Origin of the sequence: Enterobacter sp. MALB-1 (genome assembly GCF_041021625.1) — a bacterium.
GTDB classification, from domain to species: Bacteria; Pseudomonadota; Gammaproteobacteria; order Enterobacterales; family Enterobacteriaceae; genus Enterobacter; species Enterobacter oligotrophicus.
On record NZ_JBDPJL010000001.1, the window covers coordinates 2,651,939 to 2,672,315 of the forward strand.

The window sequence follows — 20,377 nt, forward strand, 5'->3', positions numbered from 1 at the left end:
TACCGGGCGGCACCACACCGCCCGGTATTATTACAATCCCTTCAGCAGCTTATCCACAAATGCTGGCACCACTTCACTGGCTAAGCCGTAATGTTTCTCTTCAAACTCACTTCCGACCTGGCTCGGTTCCAGATTTAACTCTACCGTGTGCGCGCCATGCAGTCGTGCTTCGTGAACAAATCCCGCCGCCGGATAGACATGCCCCGACGTACCGATGGCGATAAACACATCTGCCATCGCCAGTGCGCTGTATATCTCATCCATGCCCAGCGGCATTTCACCGAACCATACCACATGCGGGCGCAGCCGTGACGGGAACTGACAGCAGTGACACTTATCTTCCGGCAGCACGTCATCCTTCCAGTCCAGCACCTGACCACTCCAGTCACAGCGTACCTTCAGCAGTTCACCGTGCATGTGGATGATGTTCTTATTACCGGCCCTCTCATGCAGATTATCGATATTCTGCGTGACCAGCAGAAACCGGTCGCCAAGCGCCTCTTCCAGCTTCGCCAGCGCCAGATGCGCCGCATTTGGCGCAATCTCCGGCTGCTGAAGCTGACGACGGCGGGCGTTATAAAACGCCTGCACCAGATCCGGGTCACGGGCGAAGCCTTCCGGCGTCGCCACATCTTCCACATGGTGTTCTTCCCATAAACCGTCCGCAGCACGGAAGGTACGAATCCCGGACTCGGCGGAAATCCCCGCCCCGGTCAGCACGACGACTCTGGGTTTATCCATCGCTTCTGGCATCATCCTGTCTCTGAAAAAGATCCGCTGGCGCAAGCGCTCACGTAAGCGGCGTTTATTTTTGCGAAAACGGCTGAGTCGACCTAAGCGACGCGACAGCATAGTAACCTCATAAACTAATCGGTGAGATGAAGGAATGCGGCTCCGCGCATACCTCCTGCGTCCCCGTGCCGCGCACGCTCAATGCGTGGCACGCGGGCGACCGGCAATAAATGTCGGGGCAAACGCCCGGACAACTGTTCCGTGATCGCAGTAAAGTTTGACAGCCCGCCACCAATCACCAGCAGATCCGGATCGACGATAGTCAGGATATTCCCCAGACACACCGCCAGCAGATCGAGGTAGCGTTCAACGTGCTCACGCGCCTGTGCATCCCCTTGCTCCCACAAGGTAATGATTTGGGGGGCCTCAAGTTTCTGATGATAGAAGTGTTCATATAGCCATGCAAACCCACGACCTGAAAGATAGTTCTCAATACAGCCATGCTGGCCGCAGCCGCAGCGTGTGAGCGGGAAATCACGCCCTACAACCTCAAGGGCATCTACCGGCAGACGAATATGGCCAAATTCGCCGGTGATATAACTGCGTCCGGTAATCGGTTTACCGTGAGTAATGATACCGCCCCCCACACCTGTACCGAGGATCAGCCCCATGACCAGCGGGTAATCGCGGAATTCATCGTCCCAGGCTTCCGAGAGAGCAAAACAGTTGGCATCGTTATCTAAACGCACGTCGCGTTCAAGGAGGGCGGAGAGATCGGCGCGAAGCGGTTTACCGCTGGCAGCTGGGACATTAGCGGCATACAGCGTGCCGTCGTCGGTTTCGGGCATGCCCGGAATACCAATGCCGACGCTGCCTTTTGCGCCAAAGCGTTCATCCGCTTGCGCCACCAGCGCGGCAATGGCGGTTAAAAAGTCATCATAGCTTTCGCGTGGCGTGGGAACACGGGTTTCCCACTGGAGTTTGAGGTTTTCATCAAACACGCCGAGCGCAATTTTGGTGCCGCCAATATCAAATCCGTAATACATAGTGCATTCCTCTCTTTGATCCAGCGGCCAAAAGACCGCTAAACCATGACGTAATTACTGGCCACTTAGTACCCTCGCCGGATCAATTCGGCTTGCGCGACGCGCCGGATACCAGCTTGCCAGCAGACTCAGTAAAAGTGCTGTAACCAGCACATAAATAACGTCCAGCCAGTGCAATTCAGACGGCAGGAAGTCAATAAAATAGATATCGCCCGACAGGAACTGATGGCCGATCAGCTTTTCAATGCCGTTAATGATCGGCGTCAGCTGCAGGGAAACGACCACGCCGATCGCCACGCCGCAAAGACTGCCAAACAGCCCTGCCAGCAAACCGTACCAGACGAAGATGGCGCGAATAAGACCGTCTTTTGCCCCTAAAGTACGCAGCACAGCGATGTCGCCGCTCTTGTCTTTCACCGCCATCACCAGCGTCGAAACGATATTAAAGCACGCCACACCGATCACCAGCACCATCGCCAGATACATAATGGCGCGGATCATCTGGATATCACGGTACATATACCCGTAAGTGCCGATCCAGCTTTTGATGTAGACATAGTTATTGGTCACACCGCCTGCATCTCGCACCAGTTTATTGGCGTTGAAAACATCGTTAACCTTGATGGCGATGCCCGTCACGCTGTCGCCCATGTCCAGATACTGGCGCGCATCTTCCAGCGGCACCATCGCAAAGCTGTGATCGAGCTGGCCGCTCAACTGAAGAATACCGGTGACGTGCAGGCGCACGCGCTTAGGCTGTTGCAGTTTATGGTCTGAGCTGGCGTTCGGGATCATGATCGACACCCAGTCGCCCTGCTTCACCTTGAGTGCATCGGCCACGCCTTTGCCCATGATGATCTGCTGCTCACCGGCCTTAAAGTTGGCCCACGCATTGTTCTGTACATAGTGTGGCAACGCGCTGAGGCGTTCTTCCTGGGCGGGATTCACCCCTTTCACCTGAATGGCGCGCAGGTTAACGCCGCTTTCCACCAGCCCGGTAAAGTTGATGTAAGGGGCGGCGGCGGCAATGCCCGGTACTTTTTCCACTTTAGTGAGCGCATCGCGCCAGTCGGCCCACGGTTGGTTGACCGGCTCGATTTCACCGTGCGGCACCACCGCCAGAATGCGGTTGTTCAGCTCACGCTCGAAACCGTTCATGGCGCTTAAGCCGACGATCAGCACCGCCACGCCCAGCGCAATACCGATGGTGGAGATGACCGAGATCAGCGATACCATGCCGCTGCGACGACGGCCGCGGCTAAAGCGTAACCCGATGAGTAACGATAACGGTGAAGCCATTACTCCACTCCCATCAGGGTCAGTTCGGCATTCAGATGACCGTCGCGCATCTCAAGCTGGCGTCCCATGCGTTTTGCCAGCTGCAGATCGTGAGTCACCACCAGAAACGCGGTGCCCTGCGAAGCATTCAGTTCACCCAGAAGCTGGAAGATACTGTCGGCATTGCGCGCATCCAGGTTACCGGTCGGTTCATCTGCCAGCACCAGACGTGGGTTATTTACCAGCGCACGGGCAATCGCCACGCGCTGACGCTCGCCGCCGGAAAGTTCAGACGGACGGTGGTTCCCACGGTGCCCAAGCCCTACCGCCTTCAGCATGTCGCTGGCGCGGGCGTTAATTTCTGCCGGTTTCTTTTTGCCAATCAGCAGCGGCATCGCCACGTTTTCCAGCGCCGTGAAGTCCGGCAGCAGGTGGTGGAACTGATAGATAAAGCCCAGTTCGCGGTTACGCAATTCCGCTTTCGCCGCAGAGGACATCTTGCTCATTGGTTGACCAGAGAAGATCACGTCACCTTCAGTTGGCGTATCCAGCCCGCCCAGCAGGTGCAGCAAGGTACTTTTGCCGGAGCCTGAGCTACCGACAATCGCCATCATCTCGCCCTCGCCCACGCTAAAGCTCACATTGTACAGCACGTCAGTCTGCACATTGCCTTCCTGATAGCGTTTGGACAGGTTGTCGCATTGCAACAGGATCTTATTCATAACGTAAAGCCTCAGCGGGTTGAGTGGCGGCAGCGCGCCAGGAAGGATAAAGCGTAGAAAGCAGCGCAATGGCCATCGCGGCCAGCGCAATTCCGACCACCTGCAGCGGTTCGATGGCGACCGGCAGCGCCGCGCCATCCAGCAGTGCACCGATGATCGGCATGAGATTATTCAACTGACTGGCAAGCAGTGCGCCAAGCACGGCACCAAGCAATGCGCCGATTATCCCGGCGCTCGCGCCTTGTACCATAAACACGGCCATAATCTGGCGCGGCGTCAGCCCCTGGGTTTGCAGAATGGCGACTTCGCCCTGCTTTTCCATCACCATCAGGCCCAGCGAGGTGATAATGTTAAACGCGGCGACAGCCACGATCAGGCTCAGCAGCAGCCCCATCATGTTTTTTTCCATGCGCACGGCCTGGAACAGCTCGCCTTTACGGTCGCGCCAGTCCTGCCATTTGGTGCCTTCCGGCAGGGTTTGCTGGCTGAGGGTGTCCACCTTAAGCGGCTGATCGAGCCACAAGCGCCAGCCAGTGATATTCCCTGCCGGATAGCGCATCAGGCGCGAAGCGTCCTGAATGTTGACCAGCATCTGATAGCCGTCGACTTCGCTGTTGGCGGCAAAGGTACCGACGACGTTAAACAGACGCTGGCTGGGCAAACGCCCCATCGGCGTAAACTGGCTGGCAGACGGCACCATGACGCGCAGTTGGTCACCACGGTTGACGCCAAGCTGCCCGGCAAGCTGTTCACCGAGGATGACGTTGTATTTACCCGCTTGCAGATCGGTCTGTTTGACATTGACCAGATACGGCGTCAGCGGATCGTTTTGTGTCGGATCAATCCCCAGCATGACGCCCACCGCCACGCTGCGTGCGCTTTGCAGCACCACGTCACCGGTGGTTAACGGCGCAACACGCGTGACACCCTGTAACTTCACCGCGCTTTCCGGCAGTTGTTGCGGGTTTACGGAACCGTTGGTTGAAGAGAGAACGGCCTGCGGCATCAGCCCCAGAATGTTGTTTTGCAGCTCGCGCTCGAAGCCATTCATGACGGAAAGCACCGTCACCAGAGCCATCACGCCAAGCGTAATGCCAATAGTCGAAAGCCAGGAGACAAAGCGACCGAAGCGGTCCGCGGCGCGCCCACGCATGTAACGTAAGCCTATGAAGAGTGCGACAGGTTGATACATGAAATCCGTCTGTTTGCTGATAGCAGACCCACGAGTATATAAGCGAATCCGCTAAGCGTAAATGACTGAAACCGTAAGCGTTGGTAATCTTTTTTCCGAAAAATTCAGATAAATCATCATGCTACTGACGTAACGACCGCCTCTTAGCCTCCACTTTTTCCGAAAATCGTCCTGATACAGACTGTTACCCGTTACATCCCTGCCGCGTTTTAGAACAATGATCCGTTCGTTTATGGCAAAAAGGGTGTCGCGAACAATGAAACAAAAAGCATTATGGATTAACCAGATAAAAGGGCTTTGCATCTGCCTGGTGGTAATTTACCACTCGGTAATCACCTTTTATCCCCATCTGAGTGGGCTTCAACACCCGCTTTCTGGCCTCCTCGCCAAATGCTGGGTCTATTTTAACCTTTACCTCGCCCCCTTCCGCATGCCGGTATTTTTCTTTATTTCCGGTTATCTGATTCGTCGTTACATTGATGAAGTGGACTGGCGCACCAGCCTCGATAAGCGCATCTGGAGTATTGTCTGGGTACTGGCGCTGTGGGGTCTTTTACAATGGCAGGCGCTAAGCCACTTGAATGCCTGGCTGGCACCAGAGCGTGAATTAGCCACCTCCTCGAACGCCGCGTATGCCGATTCATTCACAGGCTTTATTCGCGGCATGCTCACCGCCAGCACCAGCCTGTGGTATCTGTATGCCCTGGTGGTCTATTTCACGCTGTGTAAACTGCTCAGCCGTTGGAAGTTACCGGTGCTGGGTCTGCTGGCGCTGGCGAGCATCGCGATTAACTTCCTGCCGCTGCCGTGGTGGGGGATGAACAGCGTGGTGCGCAACATGATCTACTACAGCCTGGGTGCATGGTACGGCGCACAGCTGATGACGTGGATGAAAGGGCTGCAAATGCGTCGCGTCTGGCTGGCGGTGGTCGCGTTCGGCATGGTCTCCGTCGTGTTGTGGTTTGCAAACGTCCCGTTACCGCTCTCCCTGCTGTCGATAGTATTGATCATGAAGCTCTTCTACAGCCTTGAACAACGTTATGCCGTTCATCCCAGCAATCTTCTCAATGTAGTGGGTTCAAACACCATCGCGATTTACACCACTCATCGCATCTTAATAGAAGCCTTTAGCCTGATTCTGATTGGTGAAATGAACGCTGCGTACTGGCCCGTATGGGCGGAGCTAACGCTCATCCTCGTCTATCCGTTTGCCAGCCTGCTGATCTGTACGCTTTTCGGTCTTGGTGCCCGCAAACTCTCCACTGCACTGTTTGGCGATCTTTTCTTCTCCCCTCCTGCTCGCCTGTCTCCGGCCCCTGCCACCCGCTAACGGGCTCTCGCCTCCTTTTTGGGGGCGAGTTTTCCTGCTGTGCGCTTACGATTTGCTAATGTAAAACGATCGAGGATAATAAAGACATTGCGTATCAGTGATATGCCCCAATACTGTTGGTATATCCATAAGAGACTCTGACATAGCCATGCCTGAACACGATCGTTATTCCTTGCCTGTCAAAGCGGGCGACCAACGCCAGCTGGGCGAACTCACGGGCGCGGCATGCGCCACGCTGGTGGCTGAGATTACGGAGCGCCACCCTGGCCCGGTGGTGCTGGTTGCCCCGGACATGCAAAACGCCCTGCGCCTGCACGACGAAATTCGTCAGTTTACCGATAGTCTGGTGTTCAGCCTGGCCGACTGGGAAACGCTGCCGTATGACAGTTTCTCCCCGCACCAGGAGATCATCTCCTCACGTCTGTCCACGCTATACCAACTGCCAACCATGCAGCGCGGCGTGCTGATTGTACCGGTGAACACCCTGATGCAGCGCGTCTGCCCGCATAGCTACCTGCACGGCCATGCGCTGGTGATGAAAAAAGGCCAGCGTCTCTCCCGCGACGCCCTGCGTTCACAGCTCGACAGCGCCGGTTATCGCCACGTCGATCAGGTGATGGAGCACGGGGAATATGCCACGCGCGGCGCGCTGCTCGACCTTTACCCGATGGGCAGCGATCGGCCTTATCGTCTGGATTTCTTTGATGATGAAATCGACAGCCTGCGCGTGTTCGACGCCGACACGCAGCGCACGCTGGAAGAAGTGGAATCCATTAATTTACTGCCTGCGCACGAATTTCCGACGGACAAAACCGCGATCGAACTGTTCCGCAGCCAGTGGCGAGATAAGTTCGACGTGAAGCGCGATGCGGAACACATTTATCAGCAGGTGAGCAAAGGCACGCTGCCTGCGGGGATCGAATACTGGCAACCGCTGTTCTTTAACGAGCCGCTGCCTGCGCTATTCAGCTACTTCCCGGCGAATACGCTGATTGTGAATACCGGTGATATCGACGCCAGCGCCAGTCGTTTCGAAAGTGAAACCCGCGCTCGCTTCGAGAACCGTGGCGTGGACCCGATGCGTCCCCTGCTGCCACCGGAAACGCTGTGGCTGCGTACCGATGAGCTGAACGCTGAGCTTAAGCGCTGGCCGCGCATGCAGCTTAAAACCGAAACGCTGGCGAGCAAAGCGGCCAATACTAACCTGGCATACCAGAAGCTGCCGGACCTGTCCGTCCAGGCGCAGCAAAAATCACCGCTGGATAACCTGCGTAAATTCCTTGAATCCTTTACCGGACCGGTTGTTTTCTCCGTTGAAAGCGAGGGCCGCCGTGAGGCATTAGGTGAACTGCTTGGCCGCATTAAGATTGCGCCAAAACGTATCCTGCGCCTGGACGACGCCACCGGAACGGGACGCTATCTGATGATTGGTGCCGCCGAACATGGGTTTATTGATACGCTCAATAACCTCGCCCTTGTTTGTGAAAGCGACCTGTTGGGCGAACGCGTGGCGCGCCGCCGTCAGGACAGTCGTCGCACCATCAACCCGGACACGCTGATCCGCAACCTGGCCGAGCTGCATCCGGGCCAGCCGATTGTTCACCTGGAACACGGCGTCGGGCGGTATCAGGGGATGACGACTCTTGAAGCTGGCGGTATTAAAGGTGAGTACCTGATGCTGACCTACGCCAACGACGCCAAACTGTATGTGCCGGTCTCATCTCTGCATCTGATTAGCCGCTACGCCGGTGGTGCCGAAGACAATGCGCCGCTGCATAAACTGGGCGGCGACGCCTGGGCGCGGGCGCGTCAGAAAGCGGCGGAAAAAGTCCGCGATGTAGCGGCTGAGCTACTGGATATCTACGCCCAGCGTGCGGCCAAAGAAGGTTACGCCTTTAAGCACGATAAAGAGCAGTATCAGCTGTTCTGCGACAGTTTCCCGTTTGAAACCACGCCGGATCAGGCGCAGGCTATCAATGCCGTATTGAGCGATATGTGTCAGCCGCTGGCGATGGACAGGCTGGTATGCGGCGATGTTGGCTTCGGGAAAACCGAAGTGGCGATGCGCGCCGCCTTCCTGGCCGTGGAGAACAACAAGCAGGTGGCCGTGCTGGTGCCAACCACCCTTCTCGCCCAGCAGCATTTCGATAACTTCCGCGACCGCTTCGCCAACTGGCCGGTACGCATCGAGATGTTGTCACGTTTTCGCAGTGCCAAAGAACAGACGCACATTCTGGAACAGGCCAGTGAGGGCAAAATTGATATCCTCATCGGCACCCACAAGCTGCTGCAAAGCGACGTGAAGTGGAAAGACCTGGGGCTGTTGATTGTCGATGAGGAGCACCGCTTCGGGGTACGCCATAAGGAGCGTATTAAAGCGATGCGGGCGGATGTCGATATTCTTACCCTCACCGCGACGCCAATTCCGCGCACGCTGAATATGGCGATGAGCGGGATGCGCGACCTGTCAATTATCGCCACGCCACCTGCGCGTCGTCTGGCAGTGAAAACCTTTGTACGTGAATACGATAACCTGGTGGTACGCGAAGCGATTCTGCGTGAAGTGCTGCGCGGCGGCCAGGTGTATTACCTTTACAACGACGTGGAAAATATCCAGAAAGCCGCCGACAGGCTGGCAGAACTGGTGCCGGAAGCACGCATCGCCATTGGTCACGGGCAGATGCGCGAGCGCGAGCTGGAACGGGTGATGAACGATTTCCACCACCAGCGCTTTAACGTGCTGGTGTGTACCACCATCATTGAGACCGGTATCGATATTCCAACGGCGAATACCATTATCATTGAACGTGCAGATCACTTTGGTCTGGCTCAGCTTCACCAGTTGCGTGGACGCGTCGGGCGTTCACACCATCAGGCTTACGCCTGGCTGCTGACGCCACACCCGAAAGCGATGACCACCGATGCGCAAAAGCGTCTGGAAGCCATTGCCTCGCTGGAAGACCTGGGCGCGGGCTTTGCGCTGGCCACGCACGATCTTGAGATCCGCGGTGCCGGTGAACTGCTGGGCGAAGACCAGAGCGGCTCCATGGAAACCATCGGCTTCTCGTTGTATATGGAACTGCTGGAAAATGCCGTCGACGCGCTGAAAGCCGGACGTGAACCGTCACTGGAAGATCTGACCAGCCAGCAGACCGAGGTGGAACTTCGCATGCCTTCCCTGCTGCCGGATGATTTTATTCCGGATGTGAATACACGCCTGTCGTTCTATAAACGCATTGCCAGCGCGAAAAATGAGAGCGATCTCGAAGAGATCAAAGTCGAGTTGATTGACCGCTTTGGACTTTTGCCGGATGCTGCCCGAAACCTGCTGGATATCGCCCGACTGCGTCAGCAGGCGCAGAAACTGGGCATTCGCAAGCTGGAAGGGAATGAAAAAGGCGGTGTGATTGAGTTTGCAGAGAAAAACCATGTCGACCCGATGTGGCTGATCGGTTTACTGCAAAAACAGCCGCAGCATTTCCGTCTGGATGGCCCGACGCGTCTGCGTTTCACGCAGGAACTGGCCGAGCGAAAAACCCGTATGGACTGGGTGCGTAACTTTATGCGTCAGCTTGAAGAGAACGCCATTGCATAACCCTTCCCCCCGTTAGCACCACGTTAACGGGGGACATTTACAAACTCTTTGCACTTTGCCTGCACTTCCCAACACACTCATTCGCCATAATTATCCTTAACGCCTTATAAAACAATAACCTTATAATTTATATGGATTATAGTGATGATGACCTCTTCGCGTTTTACTCGCTGGTTAACGTTATTTGCGCTGGCTGCGACGGTGGCGGTTACGCTTCCTGCTCGCGCAAACACCTGGCCTCTCCCGCCTGCTGGCAGCCGTGTCGTGGGAGAAAACCGCTTTCATGTCGTTGAAAACAATGGTGGTTCGCTGGAAGCCATTGCCAAAAAATATAACGTTGGGTTCCTGGCACTGCTGCAGGCTAACCCAGGCGTTGATCCTTACGTACCGCGAGCAGGCAGTGTGCTGACCATTCCGCTGCAGACTATTTTGCCGGACGCGCCGCGCGAGGGGATTGTGATTAACCTCGCCGAACTTCGCCTTTACTATTATCCACCGGGTAAAAATGAAGTGACCGTCTACCCTATCGGCATCGGCCAGTTGGGGGGTGATACGCTCACGCCGACGATGGTGACCACCGTGTCGGATAAACGTGCCAACCCGACCTGGACGCCAACGGCTAACATTCGTGCACGTTATAAAGCACAGGGAATAGAACTGCCCGCGGTTGTACCGGCCGGGCCAGATAACCCGATGGGACATCATGCGATTCGCCTGGCGGCGTATGGCGGTGTTTATCTGCTGCACGGAACGAATGCGGATTTCGGTATCGGGATGCGCGTCAGCTCTGGTTGTATTCGCCTGCGGGATGATGATATCAAGACCCTTTACAAGGTGATTACGCCTGGCACCAAAGTGAACATTATCAATACGCCGATTAAAGTCTCTGAAGAGCCCGGAGGAGTGAGACTGGTCGAAGTCCACCAACCATTATCGAAAAATATTGATGATGATCCGCAAACCCTGCCGATTAACCTGAATGCGGCTATGGTGAGCTTCAAAACGAACATCAATACTGACGGACTGGTTATGGCGCGTGCGATGGAAGTGCGCTCCGGGATACCGACCGATGTCACGCGGCATCATGACGTGACGCAACAGTCGATGTAAGACACAACGAAAAACGCCCTGCTCATGCAGGGCGTTTTTTTAGCAGTGGCAAAAATGAGGGTTTATGCCGGCTTATTTGTAGATGACAGCAGTACCGTGCAGGGTGTTCGGACCGGTCACAGAGGTGATACGGAAGGATTTTGCACCCATCGCGTCAGCTTTTTGTGCCAGCTGATCTTCCAGAGAACCCAGGTTAGTCCCCGCGCTTGCGGAGATGGTGCCGACTTTATGCTGGTCAACCGGAGTTGATTGCACTTCAACAGCAGCAAAACTTGCGAAAGAGAGTGAACTCAGTACAGCGGCAGCGATCAGGGTTTTTACGTTTTTCATGATTTTTACCTTTAGGCAGATGAATTGTAGGTCGCTAGTTATTTACTTAACGATCGATAGTTAAATGATAGATGTGATCTGCGTCACACGTCAATATCTTTTTATAACGACCGTTAAATTAATTTTAATTTCGTTTATTTTCATACCCATATGATTAATTTATTTTTAAGCAATGAGCGCTGGTCGCGGCTGTGGATTATTTTTATAATGATCATTCAACAAACCAACAGAGGACCAACGGCAAATGACAACCGATGTCACGAGTTGCGCGAAGAAAAGCCGTGGCCGACCAAAAGTGTTCGACAGGGATGCGGCGCTCGATAAGGCCATGACACTCTTCTGGCAACATGGGTATGAAGCGACTTCACTTTCCAATCTGGTGGAGGCTACCGGTGCCAAAGCACCGACGCTGTACGCGGAATTCACCAATAAAGAAGGGCTTTTCAGAGCCGTGCTGGACAGATACATCACCCGTTTCGCGGCCAAACACGAAGCCCAGCTGTTCTGTGAAGAGAAAACGGTTGAACAGGCGCTACGGGACTACTTCACGGCCGTCGCAACCTGTTTTACCAGCAAAGACACACCGGCGGGCTGCTTTATGATCAATACCTCCGCCACCCTCGCGGCCTCGTCTAAAGAGATCGCTAATACGGTGAAATCGCGTCACGCTATGCAGGAGGAGACGCTGAGCACGTTTCTGGCCCAGCGCCAGCAGCGTGGTGAAATACCGGCGCAGTGTCGTCCACAGGAGCTGGCGCAATACCTGAGCTGTATTTTACAGGGCATGTCGATCAGCGCCCGTGAAGGAGCGAGCCTGGAGAAACTGCAGGGTATTACGCAGACGACCCTGCGTCTGTGGCCCGAACTGCTTAAATTCTGATCGTCCGGGCGGTTCGCCGCCCTTCCTCACTGCTCCCCCACCTCTCTTTTCATCATTACCCTTTTATTTTCTCAGGTTGATAATGATTTTTATTATCGGCAGTATTCGCATTTGCATTTTTTATTTGTTAGACAATGACCTGCCAATAAAAGAGCGAATGCTCAATAAGGAATGATGATGAAGAAAAACCTCTGGGTGCTCAACCCAATATTGCTGTCTATCGCAATGCCGCTGTATGCCGAACAAACCAATGAAGAGAGCCTGGTCGTCAGCGCCAACCGTAGCCACCGCACGGTGGCCGAAATGGCACAGACCACCTGGATAATAGAAGGCCAGGAGATTGAACAGCAGGTTCAGGGCGGCAAAGAGTTTAAGGATATTCTCGGGCAGTTGATCCCAGGGATGGATGTCAGCAGCCAGGGGCGTACCAATTACGGGATGAATATGCGCGGTCGCGCCATCGTGGTGCTGGTGGATGGTGTACGCCTGAACTCGTCGCGCACCGACAGCCGTCAGCTCGATTCTATTGACCCCTTTAACGTCGATCACATCGAAGTCATCTCCGGCTCAACTGCACTTTATGGTGGTGGCAGTACGGGTGGCCTGATCAATATCGTGACTAAAAAAGGTCAACCGGAGACGGAAGTCGATCTGGAACTGGGCAGCAAAACGGGGTTCAACAATAGCAACGACCACGACGAACGTGTGGCGACCGCCGTCAGCGGAGGGAACGACCATGCATCCGGTCGTCTTTCCATTGCATATCAGCGTTTTGGCGGCTGGTATGACGGGAACGGCGATGCCCTTACCTTTGATAACACTCAGACAGGGTTACAGCACTCTGACCGCCTCGACGTGATGGGAACCGGCACCATTGAGATTGACGAGACGCGGCAGTTGCAGGTGGTGACCCAGTACTATAAAAGCCAGGGTGACGATGATTACGGGCTATATCTCGATAAAAACATGAGCGCCGTCACCGGGAATGGAACAGCCCGCACCCGCAGCGGTTTTAGCTCCGACCGCATTCCGGGGACCGAGCGTCACCTGATCAGCCTGCAATACTCGGATGCCGATTTCTGGGGGCAGGAGCTGGTCGGGCAAATTTACTATCGCGACGAATCCCTGCGTTTCTACCCCTTCCCTACCCTGGATAAGGACAAGAACGTCACCAGTTTCGCGGCCTCAGAGCAGAACACCGATCAGTACGGCGCAAAACTGACGTTGAACAGCACGCCGCTTGATGGCTGGCAGATCACCTGGGGTATTGATGCGGATCACGAAACCTTTGATTCCAACCAGATGTTCTTTGACCTGGCAAACTCGGTTCCGTCCGGTGGAATGAACAACACGTCTGTTTACACGACCGGCCGCTATCCGGGATATAGCATCACAAACGTTGCGCCGTTCCTGCAAAACAGCTACGACATTAACGATATCTTCACCCTGAGCGGCGGCGTTCGTTATCAGTGGACTGAAAACCGCGTAGACGACTTTATCGGCTATTCACAGCAACAGGCGATTGCCAATGGCAACGCGACATCGGCTGACGCGATCCCTGGCGGTAAAACCGATTACGACAATGTGCTGTTTAACGCCGGGCTTCTTGCGCATCTTACGGAGCGTCAGCAGGTCTGGTTTAACTTCTCCCAGGGCGTGGAACTGCCCGATCCGGGAAAATACTACGGTAACGGTTCTTATGCAAAAGCCGATGCCCAGGGCCATCTCGCGCTGCTGAAAAGCGTGAACCCGAATGATGCCAAACTCGAAGGCATCAAGGTCGATTCTTATGAGCTGGGCTGGCGCTACACCGGCAATAACCTGCGCACCCAGATCGCGGCTTATTACTCTCTGTCTGACAAATCTATCGACATCAATCGCAGCGACATGACCATTGACGTGAATTCACTGAAGCGCCGTATCTATGGCGTGGAAGGCGCAGTGGATTACTTTATCCCTGACAGCACCTGGAGCGTAGGGGGTAACATCAACGTGGTGAAATCAGAAATCAAAACTGACGGATCGTGGGAAAAATGGGATGTCACTCAGGCGTCACCGTCGAAAGCCACAGCCTACGTTGGCTGGGCACCGGAGCCATGGTCGCTGCGCCTTCAGACACAACAAACCTTTGATCTTACCGATGCAGCCGGGAATAAAATCGATGGCTACAACACGGTTGATTTACTGAGCAGCTACCAGCTTCCGGTGGGCAAATTGTCGTTTAGCATCGAAAATCTGCTGGATAAACAGTACACCACCGTCTGGGGCCAGCGTGCGCCACTACTCTATAGCCCAACCTATGGCAACGCCGCGTTATATGAGTATAAAGGACGCGGGCGTACCTTTGGTCTCAACTACGCGCTGACTTTCTGAGCAAAAAAAAGCTCCTCAGCCTGAGCGCCTGAGGAGCTAAGTTCAGAGAACCGCTTTTTTTACACGTTGTTATTCAGTACCAGCTGGCCATTGCCGTCCAGCGGGATCTGTGTGCCAGGGTCCTTATCCATACGAATTTTTCCCTGCTGGTCACCAATTTTGTATGTGACATCGTAACCCAGCATTTTTTCCGACTTGTCATAGACCGTTTTACAGCGCTGCTGAGTCGTCGTGTAAGTGTCGTTATTCTGCATTGCGCCCTGCACCTGGTTACCGGCATAACCGCCACCCAGTGCGCCAACCACGGTCGCCACATCTTTACCACGACCACCGCCAAACTGGTGACCGATTACGCCACCTGCTACCGCCCCCAGAACAGACCCGGCGATGCGGTTTTCATCCTGTACCGGACGACGATGAGTGACAGAAACATTACGGCACTCCTGGCGAGGCGTTTTTACCGTCTCTTTAATTGGTGTGGCAGAAACAACCTGTGCGTACTGCGGGCCGCGATCAAGCACATTGAGACTGGCAACCGCAGCCACACCTAACGCAGCAGCTACGCCAATCCCTATACCCGCCAACATTGATTTATTCACGGGACTTCCTCCTTTGTTGCTATTGGTAACAATTTTGCAATGAAGGAGAGTCGTCGCCAATCAGATAAAGGATCAAAAAAAGGGCGTACAAGGGGGGATATATCGTATTTAAGAGAACTCTTAAGCACCCAATCGAAGATGAGCAGCACGATATGCTAAAAAAACCCTCCGGAGGGCCCGGAGGGAGTCAAAGATTAGTGCAGTTTGAGGCGCGGACGGATCACGCGGTTGATTCTGCCAACCAGCATCATCAGGCCGGTTTTAAAGTATCCGTGCAGCGCAATCTGGTGCATACGGTACAGCGAGATGTACACAAAGCGCGCGATGCGCCCTTCTACCATCATGGAGCCGCGCATCAGGTTACCCATCAGGCTGCCCACGGTGGAGAAGTTAGAGAGCGAGACCAGTGAACCATGGTCTTTATAGACATACGCTTTCATCGGCTTGCCTTTGATCTGCGCCAGAATGTTATGCAGTACAAGGCTTGCCATCTGGTGAGCGGCCTGAGCACGTGGCGGGACAAATCCGCCTTCCGGACGGGCACAGGATGCACAGTCGCCGATTGCGTAAATTTCCGGATCACGCGTGGTTTGCAGCGTCGGCTCGGTCACCAGCTGGTTAATGCGGTTGGTTTCCAGCCCGCCGATGTCTTTCATGAAATCAGGGGCTTTGATTCCCGCCGCCCAGACCATCAGGTCCGCTTCAATGTACTCGCCATCTTTGGTGTGCAGGCCGCCTTCGTCCGCGCTGGTCACCATGGTTTGCGTCAACACGCGTACACCCAGTTTGGTCAGCTCGCTGTGCGCTGCACCAGAAATACGCGGAGGAAGCGCAGGCAGAATACGTTCGCCCGCTTCTACCAGCGTGACGTTCAGCGCGTCGTTCGTCAGCCCTTTGTAACCGTAGCTGTGCAGTTGTTTCACTGCGTTATGCAGCTCAGCAGACAGCTCAACGCCCGTCGCACCACCGCCCACAATGGCGATGTTTACTTTGCCGTTCGCACCCATATTACTGGTGTATTTCAGAAACAGGTTTAGCATTTCCTGATGGAAACGACGCGCCTGATGCGGATTATCGAGGAAGATGCAGTGCTCTTTCACGCCCGGCGTATTGAAATCGTTTGAGGTGCTGCCCAGCGCCATCACCAGCGTGTCGTACGGCAGTTTACGCTCAGGCACCAGCAGTTCGCCTTTGTCGTCACGCAGCTCAGCAAGCGTAATGGTTTTGCTTTCGCGATTGATGTCCACCACTGAACCCAACTGGAACTGGAAATGGTGATTGCGTGCATGCGCCAGATAGCTCAACGCGTCCACACCTTCATCCAGCGACCCCGTCGCCACTTCATGCAGTAACGGTTTCCACAGGTGACTATGGTTGCGATCCACCAGCGTAATTTTGGCCTTCTTGCCGCGACCCAGCTTTTTACCCAGCTGTGTCGCCAGCTCCAGCCCGCCAGCACCACCGCCTACAATCACTATCTTTTTCAATGGCGTAGTCAACGTGACCCCCTCAAATTATTAACCAATTGTTAATTAAAAGTTATAAAAATAACCCTTAATTAACAACAGGTTACAGCACTGAAACCATTCAGGTGCATTGAGAATAACACGTCAGGCGCATTGGTCATACCAAAATTGATATGCATCAAGTTTTGATGGCTTAAAAGTAGACAAATCTGACGAAAAAGAAAGCCCGGCACGCGTTCGCGGCCGGGCCTGAGGAAAGATGAGACGTTTGTTAGCCCAGCGTTTTAAAGGCTTTGATGCGCTGCAGGTGCGGAGAGATATTCTTGAATTTGTGGGTCTGCTCTTCATCCCAGACAATTTCATAAAAATGGTGCAGCAAATCCGCCGCGCGCGTGCTGCTGAGCGCTTCGTCGTTACGGGAGAGGATCACCAGACAGCGATCGCGATTTTTTTCACGGAAGTTACTGACGCATTTTGTCGCGATGTCGGCATACTCCTCCGGGCGGTCAATCTTGCCTTCCATGTTCTCATTCGGGAACAGGTTCGGGTTGAAAATCACCTGACGAATATCGCACAGGAACCCGATGCGCTCAGCCCAGTATCCCCCCAGCCCCACGCCGCAAATTAGCGGGCGATCGTCGACGTTAAGCTGCAGCATTTTGTCCACTTCTTTCAGCAAATGCTGCATATCATGTTTCGGATGGCGCGTGCTGTAGCTGATCAGCCGAACATCCGGATCGATAAACTGCAGTTGCAGCACCTTCTCATGATTACCAGGACTGTTTGAATCAAAACCGTGTAAATAGATGATCATTGTCTTCTCACCACGCTACGCCTTCCGGGAGGGATCACAGGCTGGCTTTATGTGCCTGCCAGCGCTCGTTTAGCGCCTCCAGCTGGGCATTGATCGTTTTCCACCGCGCCGAGCCGATCAGCTCCTGACGGCTAAATGAACCTTTATGATACAATTGTGTAACACGTTCAGCATTGATCGGCGACAGGTTATCCAGCACGCTGACCGCTCCCTTACGATTATTACAGACCAGGATCATATCGCAACCTGCATCCAGCGACGCCTGACCACGCTCCGCATAGCTGCCCATAATCGCCGCCCCTTCCATCGACAAATCATCAGAAAAAATGACGCCGTTAAAACCCAACTCCTGACGAAGCACGGTTTTCAGCCAATGCGGGGAACCGCTGGCCGGACGCGGATCGACATCGCTGTAGATCACGTGCGCGGGCATAATGGCGTCCAGCTTGTTATCCGTGATGAGGGAACGGAACACCGACATATCTTTAGCGCGGATCTCTGCCTCAGGGCGCGGATCGCGCGGTGTCTCTTTGTGGGAATCTGCGGTCACTGCACCGTGTCCCGGAAAGTGTTTTCCGGTAGTTTTCATTCCTGCATCGTGCATACCGTCAATGAAGCGTGTCGCCATCGCCAGCGCAATTTGCGGATCTTCATGGTATGAGCGTTCACCAATCGCGGCACTGATATGACCGACATCCAGTACTGGCGCGAAGCTGATGTCGATATCCATCGCAATCATCTCGCTTGCCATCAGCCAGCCCGCATCCTGCGCCAGTCTGCCGCCCTCTTCGGTGCCCAGCAGTGCTGCAAAAGATTGGGCTGCGGGTAAGCGGGTAAAACCGTCGCGGAAACGCTGGACGCGTCCGCCTTCCTGGTCAACCGCCACCACCAGGTGGTTGCGTGAAGCCGCGCGGATCTGGCGAACCAGTTCACGCAGTTGCTCCGGATCGTGATAGTTGCGGGTAAACAGAATCAGACCACCAACCAGCGGGTGCGCCAGAATTTCACGCTCTTCCGCATCCAGCTCATACCCTTCCACATCCAACATAACTGGACCCACACGAACCTCTCTTATCCTTTCGTTTGTAACTGACGCCAGACGTCATCTGCCAGCGCGATAAATTGTTTGTCTTTTGACTGTTGAAAGCGCATTTCAAACCAGCCCGCCATCAGCATTAGTACCCACGGACGCCAGCGCCGGACCTGGCGCGAAAGCGTTAACGCATCCATTTGCGCACGGCGTGCGTAGTCCCTGATCAGGCGCGCGCGCGAGGTGTCATCGGGCATCCACACCGCCGCAAGCTCAAGCGCCACATCTCCGTCTCCGGCATATTCCCAGTCAATGAGTTTCTCGCCCGTCGGGGTGTGAACGACATTACCGGCATGAACGTCCATATGCAGCGGTGCTAACCGCAACGGCTGCGGCTCACCGGCTTTGCGTAACTGCTTCAGTTGCGCCAGCCAGTAAGGCGTTCGTCTGCGAGGTGATGATTGCTGCCAGTACTGTTCCAGTAAAGGCAGCAGCACAATGCGCCAGCCCAGACGCCGTTGACGATGCAGATGATACAGCATGGCAGCAAGCGTTGGGGTATCCGGTAACACGCTTTTGATCTCGCCCGCAAGATACTCCACGGCCATCCAGTCCCGTATAAAAAAACAGGGCTGTGGCACGAGATCCGCCGGAAGACGCCTCAGCGCACGGAACTGGCGGCGAAAATGGGAAGCGGGTGCCGTGGCATCGTGATGCTGGCGTAACACCAGACGATGCCCGCCCCGCTCAATAATGCAACTCGCGCCGCCAAGCCCGGAATGGGCCTGCGGCGCGACAAGACGGTACTGAGGAAAATAACGCGTCAGAACATCGTCACGCGTGTGGTTATTGTTGCGTAACGGCACCTTTACCTGACCAGATAATCTCGCCTGTCTGAACCAGCATCAACTGCATCTGCAGCGCCGGGGTATTCACGTTGCCGGTGGCGTTAGAGTAAAGCACATACTGCGCGCCAACGTTACGGGCAATACCGATCGCTTTGCTGCGAGAGCCGAGGCTATCCTGTGGCGACAAGCCCAGCTGTTGTTTAGCCACCGCCAGCTGCTGCGCAGAAACCAGCGTAAATTTACCGTTATTTGCCAGCGCATTACGCAGGGTTTCCGTTGCTTCAGCCGCATTCAGCGAACCGTTTGTGCGGTTATTTACGCTATCCACCAGCAACACGCTGCCCGGTGTAACGCCTTGTGCCTGTAGCATTTTACCCACCATCGGTTGCATTGCGCCGTTCCAGTCATAGTGGCGCACGCGCGGCGTGGGTTGCGCCGTTTCATCCTGATGCTCAATCGGACCAGGCTGCGCCGGAATGGCTGGAACAGAGGGCACCGTTGGCACAGGTTGTGTCGGCTGTGTCGGTTGTTCCGTCCCCGGTTTCGCCTCTTCCACCGGAGCAGGCTGTTCCGTTCGCGTCACACACCCTGCAAGGAAGAGTGCAAACGCACTCAGGAGCGCATAGCGGCTCATATTTTTAATCAAGATTCACTCCTTACAGATAAAGATAAAGTCTTACCTTATGAGCACCCAGGAAGTTGGCGCTGCCATAGAGCGTGACCGACGATCTCGCCGGTATCGTTACGCTGCGCGGCGCTTCAAGCGGGTGCATTTCAAGACCTCTTACGTCGTACCAGTAGAAACGGTAATGTACCGTAACGGGCTCATGTCTTTCGTTATAGAGCGTAGAGGAGGCAGAAGGCTGGATTTCGCTGATCGTCAGCGAAGGTTGCTCTGCCGTGATGCCAGCCGCAAGCACGGAGGACTCCATCACCAGCGTCTGTTCATCGCTGACCGGGATCGCAGGACGCGTACTGCACCCCACCATCACCAGCGTCATCATCAACGCCGCAATACGCCCTCTTAACATG

Annotated in this window: 18 protein-coding genes; 5 read left to right on the forward strand and 13 right to left on the reverse strand. The window is 54.8% G+C overall.

The window, feature by feature from the left end:
* Nucleotides 1-30: 30 nt before the first annotated feature.
* The 5 genes from cobB to lolC are packed head-to-tail and all read right to left on the reverse strand — an operon-like array spanning nucleotide 31 to nucleotide 4,970.
* Complete coding sequence (cobB, locus tag ABGB15_RS12710; RefSeq protein ID WP_152084235.1) at nucleotides 31-852, reverse strand: Sir2 family NAD+-dependent deacetylase; 822 nt, start codon at nucleotides 850-852, stop codon at nucleotides 31-33.
* A gap of 14 nt (nucleotides 853-866) precedes the next feature.
* Complete coding sequence (gene nagK, locus ABGB15_RS12715) at nucleotides 867-1,778, reverse strand: N-acetylglucosamine kinase (protein WP_152084234.1); 912 nt, start codon at nucleotides 1,776-1,778, stop codon at nucleotides 867-869.
* Nucleotides 1,779-1,832: 54 nt separating this feature from the next.
* On the reverse strand, nucleotides 1,833-3,077 hold the full coding sequence (lolE, locus tag ABGB15_RS12720) for a lipoprotein-releasing ABC transporter permease subunit LolE (RefSeq protein WP_215722956.1): 1,245 nt from the start codon (nucleotides 3,075-3,077) through the stop codon (nucleotides 1,833-1,835).
* Nucleotides 3,077-3,778 carry a lipoprotein-releasing ABC transporter ATP-binding protein LolD gene (gene lolD / locus ABGB15_RS12725; RefSeq protein WP_215722957.1) on the reverse strand — a complete coding sequence of 234 codons (702 nt, stop codon included), beginning with the start codon at nucleotides 3,776-3,778 and terminating at the stop codon, nucleotides 3,077-3,079. The genes lolE and lolD overlap by 1 nt, the downstream gene beginning before the upstream one ends.
* Entirely contained in the window at nucleotides 3,771-4,970 is a 1,200-nt protein-coding gene (gene lolC, locus ABGB15_RS12730; RefSeq protein WP_152084231.1) for a lipoprotein-releasing ABC transporter permease subunit LolC, read from the reverse strand. The genes lolD and lolC overlap by 8 nt, the downstream gene beginning before the upstream one ends.
* A 256-nt stretch (nucleotides 4,971-5,226) precedes the next feature.
* Between lolC and ABGB15_RS12735 the strand changes: the two genes are divergently transcribed.
* The 3 genes from ABGB15_RS12735 to ABGB15_RS12745 all read left to right on the forward strand — a co-directional run bounded on the left by ABGB15_RS12735 (nucleotide 5,227) and on the right by ABGB15_RS12745 (nucleotide 11,005).
* Nucleotides 5,227-6,300: an acyltransferase family protein gene (locus tag ABGB15_RS12735; RefSeq protein ID WP_152084230.1), complete on the forward strand. Its 1,074-nt coding sequence runs from the start codon at nucleotides 5,227-5,229 to the stop codon at nucleotides 6,298-6,300.
* A 148-nt stretch (nucleotides 6,301-6,448) separates the two neighbouring features.
* Nucleotides 6,449-9,895: a transcription-repair coupling factor gene (mfd, locus tag ABGB15_RS12740; protein ID WP_215722958.1), complete on the forward strand. Its 3,447-nt coding sequence runs from the start codon at nucleotides 6,449-6,451 to the stop codon at nucleotides 9,893-9,895.
* A gap of 144 nt (nucleotides 9,896-10,039) precedes the next feature.
* Complete coding sequence (locus ABGB15_RS12745) at nucleotides 10,040-11,005, forward strand: L,D-transpeptidase family protein (protein WP_215722959.1); 966 nt, start codon at nucleotides 10,040-10,042, stop codon at nucleotides 11,003-11,005.
* Between the two features lie 72 nt (nucleotides 11,006-11,077).
* On the opposite strand, the gene bhsA is transcribed toward ABGB15_RS12745, so the two are convergent.
* Nucleotides 11,078-11,335: a multiple stress resistance protein BhsA gene (gene bhsA, locus ABGB15_RS12750; RefSeq protein WP_215722960.1), complete on the reverse strand. Its 258-nt coding sequence runs from the start codon at nucleotides 11,333-11,335 to the stop codon at nucleotides 11,078-11,080.
* Between the two features lie 244 nt (nucleotides 11,336-11,579).
* On the opposite strand from bhsA, the gene ABGB15_RS12755 reads away from it, so the two are divergent.
* Together ABGB15_RS12755 and ABGB15_RS12760 are read left to right on the forward strand one after the other, a co-directional pair.
* Nucleotides 11,580-12,215: a TetR/AcrR family transcriptional regulator gene (locus tag ABGB15_RS12755; RefSeq protein WP_215722961.1), complete on the forward strand. Its 636-nt coding sequence runs from the start codon at nucleotides 11,580-11,582 to the stop codon at nucleotides 12,213-12,215.
* Between the two features lie 177 nt (nucleotides 12,216-12,392).
* The gene (locus ABGB15_RS12760; RefSeq protein ID WP_215722962.1) at nucleotides 12,393-14,588 is read left to right on the forward strand and encodes a TonB-dependent siderophore receptor; all 2,196 of its coding nucleotides are present in this window, start codon (nucleotides 12,393-12,395) and stop codon (nucleotides 14,586-14,588) included.
* Nucleotides 14,589-14,647: 59 nt separating this feature from the next.
* Here the strand turns inward: ABGB15_RS12760 and ABGB15_RS12765 are convergent, their stop codons facing one another.
* The 7 genes from ABGB15_RS12765 to ABGB15_RS12795 form a co-directional block, all read right to left on the reverse strand.
* The gene (locus ABGB15_RS12765; RefSeq protein ID WP_152084224.1) at nucleotides 14,648-15,187 is read right to left on the reverse strand and encodes a glycine zipper 2TM domain-containing protein; all 540 of its coding nucleotides are present in this window, start codon (nucleotides 15,185-15,187) and stop codon (nucleotides 14,648-14,650) included.
* Nucleotides 15,188-15,381: 194 nt separating this feature from the next.
* On the reverse strand, nucleotides 15,382-16,686 hold the full coding sequence (locus ABGB15_RS12770; RefSeq protein WP_152084223.1) for an NAD(P)/FAD-dependent oxidoreductase: 1,305 nt from the start codon (nucleotides 16,684-16,686) through the stop codon (nucleotides 15,382-15,384).
* 238 nt (nucleotides 16,687-16,924) lie between these two features.
* Entirely contained in the window at nucleotides 16,925-17,467 is a 543-nt protein-coding gene (gene ycfP / locus ABGB15_RS12775; RefSeq protein ID WP_152084222.1) for an alpha/beta hydrolase YcfP, read from the reverse strand.
* A gap of 34 nt (nucleotides 17,468-17,501) precedes the next feature.
* Nucleotides 17,502-18,527, reverse strand: coding sequence for a beta-N-acetylhexosaminidase (gene nagZ / locus ABGB15_RS12780; protein WP_152084221.1), 1,026 nt, complete (start codon nucleotides 18,525-18,527; stop codon nucleotides 17,502-17,504).
* 11 nt (nucleotides 18,528-18,538) lie between these two features.
* Nucleotides 18,539-19,363 (reverse strand): thiamine kinase, encoded by an 825-nt coding sequence (gene thiK / locus ABGB15_RS12785; protein ID WP_215722963.1) that lies wholly within the window; start codon nucleotides 19,361-19,363, stop codon nucleotides 18,539-18,541.
* Nucleotides 19,344-19,991 carry a penicillin-binding protein activator LpoB gene (lpoB, locus tag ABGB15_RS12790; RefSeq protein ID WP_215722964.1) on the reverse strand — a complete coding sequence of 216 codons (648 nt, stop codon included), beginning with the start codon at nucleotides 19,989-19,991 and terminating at the stop codon, nucleotides 19,344-19,346. The genes thiK and lpoB overlap by 20 nt, the downstream gene beginning before the upstream one ends.
* A gap of 10 nt (nucleotides 19,992-20,001) precedes the next feature.
* Nucleotides 20,002-20,376, reverse strand: coding sequence for a YcfL family protein (locus ABGB15_RS12795; protein ID WP_215722965.1), 375 nt, complete (start codon nucleotides 20,374-20,376; stop codon nucleotides 20,002-20,004).
* Nucleotide 20,377 lies beyond the last annotated feature (1 nt).